At 72.8% G+C, this 13,088-nt stretch carries 9 protein-coding genes and 1 pseudogene; 7 read left to right on the top strand and 3 right to left on the bottom strand.

From position 1 onward, the window contains the following. Positions 1-6 precede the first annotated feature (6 nt). Both ACIOC1_RS03610 and ACIOC1_RS03615 read left to right on the top strand, forming a co-directional pair. Complete coding sequence (locus ACIOC1_RS03610) at positions 7-864, top strand: NAD(P)-dependent oxidoreductase (RefSeq protein WP_355339810.1); 858 nt, start codon at positions 7-9, stop codon at positions 862-864. A gap of 129 nt (positions 865-993) precedes the next feature. Continuing rightward, a complete protein-coding gene (locus ACIOC1_RS03615; RefSeq protein WP_401851546.1) occupies positions 994-1,749 on the top strand; it encodes a spermidine synthase in 756 nt (251 codons plus the stop codon). A 119-nt stretch (positions 1,750-1,868) separates the two neighbouring features. Here ACIOC1_RS03615 and ACIOC1_RS03620 read toward each other — a convergent pair whose 3' ends face one another. Continuing rightward, a complete protein-coding gene (locus tag ACIOC1_RS03620; RefSeq protein ID WP_391041776.1) occupies positions 1,869-2,447 on the bottom strand; it encodes a TetR family transcriptional regulator in 579 nt (192 codons plus the stop codon). A gap of 406 nt (positions 2,448-2,853) precedes the next feature. Between ACIOC1_RS03620 and ACIOC1_RS03625 the strand changes: the two genes are divergently transcribed. Then, the gene (locus ACIOC1_RS03625) at positions 2,854-5,040 is read left to right on the top strand and encodes an MMPL family transporter (RefSeq protein WP_401717587.1); all 2,187 of its coding nucleotides are present in this window, start codon (positions 2,854-2,856) and stop codon (positions 5,038-5,040) included. 70 nt (positions 5,041-5,110) lie between these two features. Here the strand turns inward: ACIOC1_RS03625 and ACIOC1_RS03630 are convergent, their stop codons facing one another. After that, positions 5,111-5,935, bottom strand: a complete 825-nt coding sequence (locus ACIOC1_RS03630; protein ID WP_401851550.1) for a phosphotransferase — start codon at positions 5,933-5,935, stop codon at positions 5,111-5,113. A gap of 117 nt (positions 5,936-6,052) precedes the next feature. Between ACIOC1_RS03630 and ACIOC1_RS03635 the strand changes: the two are divergent. From ACIOC1_RS03635 to ACIOC1_RS03650, 4 genes and pseudogenes are all read left to right on the top strand, one after another. After that, a pseudogene (locus ACIOC1_RS03635) lies at positions 6,053-6,468 on the top strand (transcriptional regulator); the annotation flags it as partial. Then, on the top strand, positions 6,457-6,912 hold the full coding sequence (locus tag ACIOC1_RS03640; RefSeq protein ID WP_401718491.1) for an NUDIX hydrolase: 456 nt from the start codon (positions 6,457-6,459) through the stop codon (positions 6,910-6,912). The pseudogene ACIOC1_RS03635 and the gene ACIOC1_RS03640, both read left to right, overlap by 12 nt. 225 nt (positions 6,913-7,137) lie before the next feature. After that, a complete protein-coding gene (locus ACIOC1_RS03645; protein ID WP_401851552.1) occupies positions 7,138-8,997 on the top strand; it encodes a protein kinase in 1,860 nt (619 codons plus the stop codon). A 34-nt stretch (positions 8,998-9,031) separates the two neighbouring features. Next, positions 9,032-9,784, top strand: a complete 753-nt coding sequence (locus ACIOC1_RS03650) for a hypothetical protein (protein ID WP_401851555.1) — start codon at positions 9,032-9,034, stop codon at positions 9,782-9,784. Positions 9,785-9,802: 18 nt separating this feature from the next. Here the strand turns inward: ACIOC1_RS03650 and ACIOC1_RS03655 are convergent, their stop codons facing one another. Next, the gene (locus tag ACIOC1_RS03655; protein ID WP_401851558.1) at positions 9,803-12,874 is read right to left on the bottom strand and encodes a glycosyl hydrolase; all 3,072 of its coding nucleotides are present in this window, start codon (positions 12,872-12,874) and stop codon (positions 9,803-9,805) included. Positions 12,875-13,088 lie beyond the last annotated feature (214 nt).

Below are 13,088 nucleotides of genomic sequence, written 5' to 3' on the forward strand. Positions count from 1 at the left end.
TTGGCGGTGGTCACAAGGGTGCTGGTCACCGGGGCGGCCGGGCGGATCGGGCGGGCGGTCCTCGCGCTGCTCGCCGAGCGCGGCGTCGAGGCGAACGCGCTGGTCCTCGACGACCCCGGCGACCTGGGCCGGCTCGGCGCGCGGCTGGTCGTGACCGGCGACGCGGCCGACCCGGAGACCGTCCGCAGGTCCCTGGACGGCGCCGACGCGGTCGTCCACCTGGCGGCGATCCCGACGCCCGAACGCAACACGCCGCAGGAGGTGTTCAGCGGCAACACGCTCGCCACCTTCTCCGTACTGGAGGAGGCCGGGCGGGCCGGGGTGCGGCACGTGGCACTGGCCAGTTCGTGGGGGGTCACGGGACTGCCCTGGACCGGCGACCCCGCACCGCACCCGCCGTACGTCCCCGTGGACGCCGCCATGCCCGGCCAGGTCGAGGACCCGTACGGGCTGTCCAAGCAGGTGGACGAGGTGACCGCCGCCATGATGGCGCGTCGGCACGCCATGAGCGTGGTCTGCCTGCGCTACCCGTACGTCGGCGGCTTCGAGGAGCGGCTGCGGGCGCACGCGGCGCTGGTCACCGAGCAACCGGCGTACGGCGCGCGGGACTTGTGGACGTATCTGGAGGTCGGCGACGCGGCGCGGGCCGCGCTGCTGGCCCTGCGGGTGACGCAACCCGGCGCGCATGTCGTGCACGTGTGCGCGCCCGAGATCCTGGTGCCCTTCCCCACCGAGGAGTTGATGCGCCGCTTCCACCCGACGACCCGCGTACTGCGTCCGCTGCCCGGCCGTACGGCACCGGTCGACACGGCGGCGGCGCGGCGGCTGTTCGGGTTCACGGCGGAACGCCTGATCGACGGGTGAGGTGACACCGGCCGGTCGGCCCCCGGACGGCGCCCGGTCGGGCTGGCGGTTGACGGCTGGTGAGGCGCAGGCCGCGCGGGCCGCTACCTTGGCCCGTACAACGCTGCCGTCGGGCCGGAGGAAAAGCACGTGAGCCGTCGCTTCGAGGAGATCGACTGGCGTCCGACGCCGATGGGCGAGATCAGCCTGCGGCGACGGCGGGACGTGGCGACCGGCGAGGACGTGCACGAGGTCAAACTCGGCGACGAGTTCCTGATGTCGAGCCTGTTCACCGCCGGTGAGATCGCGCTGTCCCGGCTCGGCCTGGCCGAACTCCCGGACGGGGACGCGGATGGGGATGGGGACGATGGAGGGGACTCGTACGCGGATGTCGCCGTCGGCGGGCTCGGCCTCGGCTACACCGCGCGCGCGGCGCTGGAGGACGCGCGCGTACGGTCGCTGGTCGTCATCGACGCGCTCGCCGAGGTGATCGGCTGGCACCGGGAGCATCTGGTGCCGCTGGGCGCGGAGTTGACGGCCGACCCGCGCTGCCGCTTCGTGCACGGCGACTTCTTCGCCCTGGCCGCCGACGCCGACGGGCTCGACCCCGAGACGCCCGGCCGCCGCTTCCACGCCGTGCTCCTGGACGTCGACCACTCGCCCGCCCACGTCCTCCACCCCCGGCACGCCGCCCTCTACCGCACGGACGGCCTGCGGCGGCTGGCCGCCCACCTCCACCCCGGCGGCGTGTTCGCCCTGTGGTCCAACGACCCGCCGGACGCCCCCTTCACCGCCACCCTCCGCGAGACCTTCGCTACGGCCGAGGCCCACGTCGTCACCTTCCCCAACCCGCTCCAGGACGGCGAGGCGACCAACACGATCTACGTGGCGCGCACGGCGTCCTGACGTCGGCGCCGTGCTGACGGACCGTCAGGCGGGCGCCGTGGTCGGGAAGGCGCGGGTCTCGGCGACCACACGGTCCTGGAACTCCGGCTCGCGCACCTGCGCGGTCCCACGTGCGGGCGCTACGACCTCGGCACCCGCAGAATCCGCAGCATCGTCGTCCGTAGCGCTTCCCCCAGCTCCTCGTCGGAGAGGTCGGCGAGGAGCGGCAGGGTCTCCGGGGCGAGGAGGGCGGTGCTGTAGGCGATGCGTTCGGCGGGCGTCGGCTGCTCGCCGTAGAAGAGGGTGAGGCCGCGCCGGTGCAGTGCGGCCACCTCTTCGTGGTTCTTGGTGGTGTGCCGCGCGTCCGGATCGGTGGAGGCCATCACGGCGTAGTGCCGGTTGGTGACGAGGAATTCGGCGAAGCCGTTGACCACGTGCTCGATGCGCGCCCGCCGGCCGCGCATCGCGTCGGCGTCGTCCAGCAGCGTCTCCATCCGGCGCATGCCGGGCTGCATCGCCGCGTGCAGGATGTCGCCCTTCGCGCGGAAGTGGTAGTAGACGGCGGCCTTCGTCAGGCCCAGCTCGTCGGCGATCATCTGGAGCGAGGTGGCGTTGTAGCCGAGTTCGAGGAAGAGCCGCTGGGCGGTGTCCAGGATCTGCTGCCTGGTCTGCTCGGCCTGCGCCGCACGGGTGGACATGCCCTTGGCAGGCGTCGGCATGGTTCTTGCTCCTCCTTCGTGGGCCGCGAGGACCGCACCGCAGCATACAAGCCGCCGGGGGCCCGGAAGCCGGTCGTCCGGCGGGTCACGGCCCCCTCGCGGGCCCCTCGCGGGCCGGTCGCGGGCGGCCCGTCTCACCGGCCGGGGGCTGGTCGCGGGCGTGCCGGATCACCGGCCGGGGACCGTTGCGGACGTGCCTGCCGTAGCGCCGGCCGGGCGCTGGTCGAGGGCGTGCCGTATCACCGGCCGAGGCCCGGTCACTCGCCAGCCAAAGACTAGTGACTCACCTGCCGATGTCCAGCGACTCACCTTACGTTGGCAAGCGATTTACTTGACCTGCGGCTAGTGAATGCTTAACGTCAGGCTCGGCGTGCGCTACCCGAACCGGCCGTGGAGATATGTACCCATGTCAAGCTATTTGTACCGACTCGCCCGGCTCGCCTTCCGGCGCCGACGGCTGGTCCTGGCGTTGTGGCTGGTGGCGGCCGTGGTCGCCATCGCCGCCGCCCAGATCAGCGGCGGGAAGACCAACGACAACTTCACGATCCCCGGCACCGAGGCGCAGAACGCGTCCGACGTCCTGTCCGCCAAGCTGCCCGCCTTCAGCGGCGGCCAGAGCACCATCGTCTTCGCGACGACCCAGGGCAGCAGGAAGGTCACCGACCCGGCCACCATGAAGGTGATCGAGTCGGCCATGACCAAGCTGCGGACGGTCCCTCAGGTCTCCAACGTCGTCGACCCGTTCCAGGGCAAGCTCGTCTCGCAGGACGACAAGATCGCGCTCGGCCAGGTGCAGTGGTCGGCGGCGGCCACCGACGTCAAGGACGCCAACCTCGACCTGTTCAACGACGCGATGAAGCCCGTACGGGCGGACGGCGTCCAGGTCGAGTACAACGGCAGCGTCTATCCGGGCTGGCGGCAGGTGATCTCCGAGCTGCCCGAACTCATCGGCCTGATCGTCGCCTTCTTCATCCTGATGATCACCTTCGGGGCGTTCGCCGCGGCGGGCATGCCGATCCTGGGCGCGATCATCGGCGTCGTCACCACGCTGATGGCCATCACGGCCGTCGCGTCCGTGGTCACCATCGCCTCGGCCTCCACCACCGTCGCGCTGATGCTCGGGCTCTCCTGCGGCATCGACTACGGCCTGTTCATCCTGTCCCGGCACCGTACGAACCTGCTCAACGGCATGACGCCCGAGGAGTCCGTGCCGCTGGCCATGGGCACGGCGGGCAGCTCCGTCGTCTTCGCCGCGCTCACCGTGATCATCGCGCTGTGCGGGCTCACCGTCGTCGGCATCCCGTTCCTCACCGTCATGGGTCTGGCCGCCGCGGCCTCGGTCGCCGTCGCGCTGCTCATCGCGCTGACCCTGCTGCCCGCGATGCTCGGCTTCGCCGGGACCAAGGTCGCCACATTCACCCGGCTGCCCTGGCTCGGCGCCCGCGCGGAGCGGGTCGCCCGCCGTTCGGCCGCCGACCCGGACAGCCCCAACGGCGCCCGCTGGGCCCGCTTCGTCGTACGCCACCGCATCCTCGTACTGATCGGCGGCGTCGCCCTGCTCGGCGTGCTGGCCATCCCCGCCCTCGACATCCGGCTCGGCCTGCCCAGCAGCGCCTCCCAGCCGAAGAGCACCACCCAGCGCAAGGCGTACGACCTCACCACCGAGGGCTTCGGCGCCGGTTTCAACGGCGCGCTGCTGATCGTCGCGCAGAACACCAGCAGCCCGGCGGACACCGCGGCCATCGCGGCGCGGCTCACCAAGGTGCCGGGCGTCGTCAAGGTGACGCCGCTGGCCTCCAAGAACGGGGTCTCACTGATCCGCGTGATCCCCAAGACCGGGCCGAACGACCCCGCCACCGCCGACCTCGTGCACACCCTGCGCGACGACCGACAGCAGCTCGAAGGTCAGACCGGCACCGACATCCTCGTCGGCGGCACCACGGCCTCCAACATCGACGTCTCGGCCAAACTGTCCAGCGCGCTGCCGGTCTTCCTGATCGTCGTGGTCGGCCTGGCCTTCATCCTGCTGACCTTCGCCTTCCGCACCATCCTGGTGCCGATCAAGTCCATCCTCGGCTTCCTGCTGTCGATGGCCGCGGCCCTCGGCGCCCAGGTGGCGACCTTCCAATGGGGCTGGGGCCAGCGGATCTTCGGCATCACGCCGACCGAGACGATCAGCTTCCTGCCGATCATCATGCTGGCCATCATCTTCGGCCTGTCCAGCGACTACGAGGTCTTCGTCGTCTCCCGCATCAAGGAGGAGTACACGAAGAACGGCGACGCCCGCCGGGCCGTGCAGCGCGGCACCGGCCTGTCCGCCCGCGTCGTCACCGCCGCGGCCCTCATCATGTTCTTCATCTTCGTCGCCTTCATGTTCACCGACGACCCCACCATCAAGGCCATCGGCTTCAGCTTCGCCGCGGGCGTCTTCCTCGACGCCTTCGTCGTCCGCCTCACCCTCGTCCCCGCCGTCCTCGCCATCGTCCGCTCCAAGGTCTGGTACCACCCCCAGTGGTTCTCCACATACATCCCCGACCCCGACATCGAGGGCCAACGCCTCGAACACGACCTGAAATCCGGCCGCCTGACCTGACCCGCCCTGACCCGACCTGGCCCGCCCTGACCCCGGCGGCTCCGCGGTTCAGACCGAGCCGACGGCCGGCTCACCCCACACCGTCGTCCCGAGCGAAACGCCGAGCCCGCGTTCCCGCCGCAGTGCCGAGCAGCGCCTGATACCGCAAGTTGCTCGGCCGCGCGGCGTCGGGTCCGAGACGTGCTTCCCAGTCCCGGCAGACGCCCGCGACGAGCGCGGCCACGGCCACGGGGTCGGCGCTCCGCCAGGACGGGAACCGCCCGGCCCAGGCCAGAGCGGCCTCGTCCGGCCAACCGGCTTCCATCAACCGCACCGCGGTGAGCGCCACGTCCACCCAGGCGGGCCCGGAAGCGACCATGGCCCAGTCCACGACGCGCGCGCCGCTCGCGCCGATCAGCAGATTGTGGGGATTGGTATCCGTGTGCAGCAACGCGTCCCCGGCCAGCAGCAGTTGCTCGTCATCCGACAGAACGTGCGCGTAGCGGTCACCCAACCGCGGCGCCAAGCCGTCCGCGGTCACCTCCTGCATACGCGCCAGCGCCCGCGCGACCAGTGCCGTGTCGGCGGAGCCCGGGGTGAGGTCGGCGTGCCGACCGTCGATGTACTCGAATACCAGCACATCCCACCCGGCGACCGTCACCCGGGCCAGCAACAACGGTGCCACCCCGGCGACCAGCGGATTCGCCGCGACTTCCCAGTCCTGGCCGACAACCCCGTCCGTGTCCGAGACCGGAACGCCCTTGACGAACACCCGCCCGTCCGCGGTGGCCAGTACGGCGGCGGTCTGGCACGTCAGCCCCTCCGCCACCGGCACCCAACCCGTCACCGCCCCCACGTACCCACCCACCGCTACCCGTACGGCGGACGGCAGCGCGTCCCATTCGGTACGTGGCATCCGGGCACCTCCGACGAAAGGTCCCCGAGGCGACCGCTTCGGGGCCGAACACGCTACTGCGTCGCCCCGCACTTCCGGCAGCGAATCTTGCCCGACCATCCGACCCACTCGTGATCGCAATTCGGCACGACGGTGGGCGGCCTGGTCGCGGTCGCCGGGATCTGCGCGTACGACTCCGACGCGCAGGGCCTCGCGCAGCGGTACTTCCACCAAGCGCTCCGCCTCGCAAAAGCCTCCGGTGACGGCGCCGACATGTCGCCCGCGCTGGCGACCGACCTGTACGCGATGCAGGCCAAGGCGTTCTCCCGCATGGGCGACCAGGCAGCCTCATCAGCCTGCGCGACTGGACCCCGGCCCGGACCTACGCTGCCGAAGCCGTACGCGCCCAGGCGCACGCGCGCGGTTCCGTGCACCGTCTGGCCACGCTCGCCACCGCCGACCTCGGCCGTGGCAACCCCGAGCAGGCCGCCGCCCACAGCCTCACCGCCCTCACCCTCGCCCAGGGCCAGGAACCACAGCGCCTGCGCGGCCGTCATCTCGATCATTACCTCATCCGCCAGCGGCCGGTCGCCCTGGCCACCACCGTCAACGAAGCAGGCGAAGCCCTCCTGCTGTGGCGCCACCGCTTCATCACCGACAGTTGGGGCTGGGAACTGGCCGCCGGTGTCGTCGAGCACGGTGAGGACGTCGAAGCCGCGGCCGCCCGTGAAATGCTCGAGGAAACCGGCTGGCGCCCCGGCCCTCTCCGCCACCTGCTGACCGTCGAGCCCTCCAACGGCCTCACCGACGGCCGCCACCACGTCTACTGGTCCACCACCGCGGAACACATCGGCCACCCCGAGGACGACTTCGAGTCCGAGCGCCGCGAATGGGTCCCCCTGTCCTCGGTCCCGACCCTGATCGAGCGCGGCGAGATCCACTCGGCCAACGCCGTCGCCGCTCTCCTTCTGCTCCACCACATGCACGCCACCACGTGAGTCCGGCACCGCCGGTCAGACCGAGCCGAGGTCGATCTCCGCGGCGAAGGGGACCACGGCCTTCACGGTGCCGGTGAACACGGCGGTCTGTTCGACCCTCCGGTCCCGCCAGGGGGTGCCGGGGAACCCCGGCCGCAGTAATCTGCGTCGACGCCTACGAGCGCGCGTGAGCGCGGCGACGGCCGCCGGGGGGCGGGCAGGGGCGGATGAGGGGGACGGCACACGATGGACGGAAACGACGGCTCCGGCAGACCGGCGTACGACCCGGCCACGGGCTACGGCGGCACGCCCGCGAGCGGCGGCGGTACGGGCCACAGCGGCACGGGCTACGGCGGTACGGGCGGGGACGGGCTGTGGAGCGTGCCCGGGTACAGACACGAACGTGACCTCGGCGCGGGCGCGTCCGGCCGGGTCGTGCTGGCCACGCACGTCGCCACGGGGACGGCGGTGGCGGTCAAGTACCTCGCGGGACCCCTCGGCGGCGACCCGCGCTTTCGCACCGCCTTCCGCGCCGAGGCGGAACTCCTCGGCGGCCTGCACTCGCCGTACATCGCGCGCTTCTACGAGTACGTGGAGGACGGCGGGAACGCCGCGATCGTGATGGAGCTGGTCGACGGCATCGCGCTGCACGCGCTGCTGCGGCAGGAGGGCGCGACCGATCCGGAACCGGCGCTCGCGGTGCTGAAGGGCTCGCTGCTCGGCCTGGCCGCCGCGCACGCGGCGGGTGTGGTGCACCGCGACTACAAGCCCGCGAACGTGCTGGTCACCACGGACGGCGTGTCCAAGCTGGTGGACTTCGGCGTCGCGGTGCGCAGCGGCGAGACGGGCGCGGTCGCGGGCACGCCGTCGTACATGGCGCCCGAGCAGTGGGCGGGCGGCCCCGCCACCCCGGCGACCGACGTGTACGCGGCCACCGCGACCTTCTACGAGTGCCTGACCGGCAGTAAGCCGTACTCCGGCTCGACGATGTTCGAACTGGCCGTGCAGCACGCCGAAGCGCCCATCCCCGACGAGCGGGTGCCGGAGCCGGTGCGCGGTCTGGTCACCCGCGGTCTGGGCAAGACCCCGCAGGAACGCCCGCAGAGCGCGGCCGAATTCGTCGCGGAGCTCCAGGCGGTGGCGGGCGCCGCGTACGGCGAGGACTGGGAGGAGCGCGGGCAGCGCAAACTCGCCGCGCTCGTGGCCCTGTTGCCGCTGCTGCTGCCGTTCGGCGGCGGCAGCGCCGCCTCGGGGACGACGGCCTTCGCGCACACGCAACTCGGGCAGGGGGCGGGCGTCGCCTCGGGCGCGGCCCCCGCGCCGACTCCGGGCGCGGCGGCACCGGGCGACGCCCTGGTCGCGCTGGAGCGGCACCGCCCGGTACGCCCGGCCCGCTTCGGGCGGCGCGCCAAACTGGTGGCGGGCGCGGTCGCGGCCGTCCTGATATCCACCGGGCTCGTCGTGACCGCGGTGGCCACCGGCGGCGACGGTCCCTCCGACGAGGTCACCGCCGCCTCGACCCCCTCGGCCCTGACCTCCCTGGTCTCCGGCCAGCCCGTCGCCCCCGCGACCGGCACCCCGGCGTCCGGTTCCCCGTCCGCGTCCCCCTCGGCATCGGGGTCCGCGTCCCCGTCCCCGTCCGCCTCGGACAGCGCCTCACCGAGCGGTACGACGACGACGGCGCCGGTCGATCCCCCGCCGACATCGGCGCCGACATCGACGCCCCCCACCACGGCGCCCACGACGCCGCCGACGACGCCGCCGACCACGACGACGCCACCCGCGCTGGTCGTGGACTCGGTCGCCATCGTGCGGTTCATCTGTAGCGCGGGCGCCGGACACACGGCGGTCGCGGCGGTCACCGTGCAGGGCAACGGAGCCGACGACGGCACCTTGGTCCTCACCTGGGCGCACACCACGGCGTCGGGACTCGTGTCGGGAGCGGTCACCGAGTCGTACCCGATCCCCAAGGGCGAGACGTCCTCCACCCAGTCCTACACTCACGCGTTCGGCGTCAGCCGCTTCCCCGGCTGGACGCTCACCGTCTCCTCGACGCCCGCCGCGGGCAAGGGGAACGGCTCCTCACAGACGATCGACGCCTGCTGACCCGCACTTCGGCCCTCCGCCAAGGAACCCGCCCATGCCGCACGACCGTGACCGCGACCAGAGCCGTGACCCACGCCTGCACTTCAGCACCCGGCCGCAGGCCACCCCCGCCCCCGCCCCCGCCGCGCCGGACGGCGGCACCTTCCGGCTCAGCGACCTCGGCTTCCGCGGTGCGGGCGGCACCGAGGAGCCGGACGGCGCGACCGTACTCGACCCCGACTCCTGGTCCAGCGAGGTCCCGGAGGCGGAGACCTTCGCGCCCGGGCTGCGCCGCTTCGGGCCCGGGGTGCCCGAAGGGCCCGAGCCGTCGGTCGGTACGGAGCGGACCGCCGCCGTGTGGCACGGCACCGTGCGGCCGGGGGAGCCGGTGCTGCCGCCCGAAGAGCCGCGCCGGAAACGGGCGTTGGGCGGCTGGCTGCTCGCGCTGTTGGTGCTGCTCGGGGTGGTGGCGTATCTGCTGTGGCAGCACTGGCCGGGCTCGGTGAAGGTCGACGGCGTCAGTGTCCGCAACGACACCGCCGTCCAGGGCTGCCACAGTACGGCGAAGGTGGTGGGCACGCTGCGGACCAGCGGGGACGCGGGAACGGTGCGCTACCGGTGGCGGCGCAGCGACGGCACACTGTCCGACGAGTTGCGGCAGCGGGTGGCGAAGGGGCGGCGCAGTACGGATGTCGTGCTGCTGTGGTCCTTCGACGGCCGCGGCACGCTCCAGGCGACCGCGACCCTCGAAGTGCTCTCCCCGCAGCGGCAGTCGGGGTCGTACACCTTCACCTACCGCTGCTCCTGAGGCCGTTGACGCGCGCGGTCAGCCGATCCGCGCCTCCCCGTACGGGAGCAGCCGCACCGGACCGACCAGGCCGTACGGCTGGCGCGGCGATCCGCCGTAGACGCCCGGATCGCTGACGCGCAGCCGGTTGCCGAGGGTGGTGGCGACCTCGACCTCGATGGTGTTGTCGCCCTGGCGCAGCCAACCGCCCAGGTCCACCACGGGGTTGATGTGGTCGACGGGGTCGAGGCGGTGGCCGTTGACCGTCACGCGGCAGGTGTCGTAGACCGTGCCGAGGTCGAGCAGGGCGCCGTGGCCGCCGGTCCAGGCGCGGCCGAGGCGGACGGTGGTGCGGTAGCGGCCGATGCCGGAGACGTCGGCGAGCGCGGGGATGTCGGGCCAGGCGGCGAGCGCGTCGAGGGTGAGCGCGCGGCGCACGACCCTCGTCTCGGTGGCGGTGGCGCCCGGCTGCCAGTCCTCGACGTCCAGCCGCCAGCCCGTGAGCTGGGTGGGCTGCGGCACGCCGGAGATCCGGCTGCGCACCGTGCGGCGGCCTTGGGACAGCTCGGTGACGTACTCGCCGTCGGCGGAGCCGCGTACGGTCAGCCGCCCGTCGGCGAAGAGCACGGTGTCCGCGGTGGTGGACACCGCGTGCGGGCCGCTGCCCGTGCGGTCGCCGAACAGGCCGGGCACGCCGAGCGCGACGACCATGGTCTCGCCGGGCTGGAGCGCGACGCGCAGCGTGACCGTGTCGCCGTTCTCGGTGTACGTGCCGATCCGCCGCACGCGTCCGGTCCACAGGTCCAGCAGGTACGGGACGTGGCGGGTGCTGCCCCGGCGCAGGGTCACCTCGTGGTCGACGGCGGCGACCGGCGGCTTGACCGTCTCGGCGTGCTTGCCGTTGCAGAAGTAGAAGTAGTCGACGCCGTCCGCGTACCGGTGGGCGTTGAGCAGCGTGGAACTGGTCGCGTACGAGACGAGCGGTGTCACGCCGAGGTCGGCGAGCGCGGCGCCCACCGCGGTCTTGTCGGTGATCTGCCGGACGCGCGGCTGGGCCAGCAACTGGGCCAGCACCGCGCGCAGTCGGGCGTCCTGCCCGCCGGTGTCCAGGCCGGGGACGGTCGCGGTGCTCCAGTCGCCGAGCAGCACGATCGGCAGCCCGGCCTTGGTGAACGCCAGGAATTTCTCGGCGACTTCGACCGGCAGCGTGCAGGTGGACCCGGCGAAGAAGTCGGCCTCCACGAACAGGGCGCGGTACGCGGGTCCGCCCGCCGCCAGCACCCCGTTGGTCACCCGCGCCGACGGCAGGCTCAGCAGCGGCTCGCTGATGAACTGGTGGTTCCAGCCCAGCGGTATGCCGGTCGAGGTGAACCAGGACGCGCCGATGCCGGTCGCGGTGTAGCCGGTCTGCCGGAAGATCGCCACGTCCTGGCGCGGCTTCCCCGCTTGCAGGACCTGGTGCACACGGGCCAAGTAGCCCGACATGTCGGCGATGTGACGCCACGTCGGATGCCGCGGTCCCCACGACTCCCCGTAGCCGACACCGCCGTGGTACGGGGTGAAGGCCGCGTATCCCGGCCAGGCCACACCGGGCAGGGCCGCGTACGAGAAGCCGTGGATCACCGTCTGGTTGACCCCGGCCGCGTACGCGCCGCCCATCGTGCGCAGGAACTTCTGCCAGGTGGTGCTGTACGCGCCGCCGGTGTACGCGCCCGACTCGCAGGACAGAATGGTGCTGCCCGCCATGTCCCGCCCGCCGGCCAGGCACCGGTAGTCGTCCAGGTTCTTGAAGCCCAGCGACTCGCCCTCGGGGATGTCCAGGAGCGCGGCGGTCGCGATGGCGTCGGTCTGGAGCCCGTACGGCTGCGCGCGCAGCTTCAGTCCGAAGGTGCTCGCCCACTTCTTGATCGCGGTGACGTGGTGGGTGTTGTACAGCTCCGAGACCGTCTGCCAGAAGTCGTGGCGTACGCGGACGGTCAGCGCGGCGCCGTACGCGTAGACCTGGTTGCTCTTGTTGAGCAGCAGCGCGGGCAGGTACGGCAGCAGGTCGTAGCCGCGGCGCCGGGCGAATTCGGCGGGCAGCGCCGGGGTCCACAGCAGGGCGCGCGACTCCAGCTCGATGGAGTCCTCGAAGAGGGCGCCGCCCGCGCGGGCGATCAGCCGGCGCACCGGGCGGGTCAGCAGGTCCGACTCCCAGAAGTCGGTGATCGCGCGGGTGCCGGCGGGGCTGAAGTGGTCCACGACGTACGCGGTCGGCGCGGTGTGCGGCCCGGCCTCGGGGGTCTGGCCGGTGCCGCGCAGCCAGTGGGCGAAGAGCAGCCAGGACCCGCCGTCGTCGGGCGCGGTCCAGGTGACGGCGCCGTTGGTGACCGTGCGCGTGAGGTCCACCAGGGTGGCCGGGTCGAGGCCGGTCTCCTTGCGGGTGCTGTTGGCGGTGTCGACGCGGACCGCCTGCACGGCGAGCAGCGTGGCCTTCGCGGCGGCCGGGTCGGCGGCGACGACGGGGGCGGGGACGGGTCCCTCGTAACGGGCCCCGGCGGCCAACGCGACGACACCGTAGGCGAGTTCCTGTACGGCGGCCGGGCTGTCCGGGGTGATCGTGGGGACGGCGGTCGGCCAGGCGGGGCCCGCGGTGAGGTCGACGGTCAGGCCGCGGCGGTCGGCCTGCTCCAGCGCGGCCTCCATCCCGGCGACCCAGCTCGCGCTGCCCCAGCCGTGGTGCGCGGTGTCCAGGACGGCCGGGTCGTCCACGCTGTGGTGGACCGCGGCGATCTCGACGCCGCCGAAACCGGCGTCCGCGATCTGGTCGATCTCGCGGCGGATCTCGGCGGGCTCGACCAGCCCGTCCGGCCACCACCAGCGGAATTTGGGCCGGACGGGGGCGGGCGGGGCGCTGAACCAGGAGGCGGAGCCGGGGGCGCCGGGTCGGCACGGGGCCGGGTGCGCGGAGGCGCTGCCCGCCGCGCTCGCCCCTTCGGCCGCGTGCGCGGTGCCGGTGGCCGCGCCCCACGTGAGGGCCGCGCCCGCGGCGGCTCCGGCTTGGAGGACGCGGCGGCGGGCGACACCGGTGTCCGGGCGGCTGTCGTCGGCGTGGCTGGCGTCGTCGGTCATGGTGCGCGTCTCCTCGTATGAAACGTTTTAAGTTCCGGGCGGACGCTATGGCCGAGAATCGTCAGACGTCAAGGGGGTGGACTTGTCGGATTCATTGAACAGATTCAATCGAGCGGGGAAATGCATGCCGCGGGGCCGAGGGCGGCACCCGTGGCGCGCGCCCGTCCGCCGCGCGCCCCGCCCCGTGTCCGCCCCGCGCCCGGCGCCGCGTCAC

Origin of the sequence: Streptomyces sp. NPDC088197 (assembly GCF_044741185.1) — a bacterium.
In the GTDB taxonomy this organism is placed as follows: domain Bacteria; phylum Actinomycetota; class Actinomycetes; order Streptomycetales; family Streptomycetaceae; genus Actinacidiphila.

Excerpts from the sequence above, each read along its gene's own strand:
- ACIOC1_RS03620 (WP_391041776.1), bottom strand. The coding sequence starts at position 2,447 with ATGCCGACGCCTGCCAAGGGCATGTCCACCCGTGCGGCGCAGGCCGAG.
- ACIOC1_RS03625 (WP_401717587.1), top strand. The coding sequence starts at position 2,854 with ATGTCAAGCTATTTGTACCGACTCGCCCGGCTCGCCTTCCGGCGCCGA.
- ACIOC1_RS03630 (WP_401851550.1), bottom strand. The coding sequence starts at position 5,935 with ATGCCACGTACCGAATGGGACGCGCTGCCGTCCGCCGTACGGGTAGCG.
- ACIOC1_RS03645 (WP_401851552.1), top strand. The coding sequence starts at position 7,138 with ATGGACGGAAACGACGGCTCCGGCAGACCGGCGTACGACCCGGCCACG.
- ACIOC1_RS03650 (WP_401851555.1), top strand. The coding sequence starts at position 9,032 with ATGCCGCACGACCGTGACCGCGACCAGAGCCGTGACCCACGCCTGCAC.
- ACIOC1_RS03655 (WP_401851558.1), bottom strand. The coding sequence starts at position 12,874 with ATGACCGACGACGCCAGCCACGCCGACGACAGCCGCCCGGACACCGGT.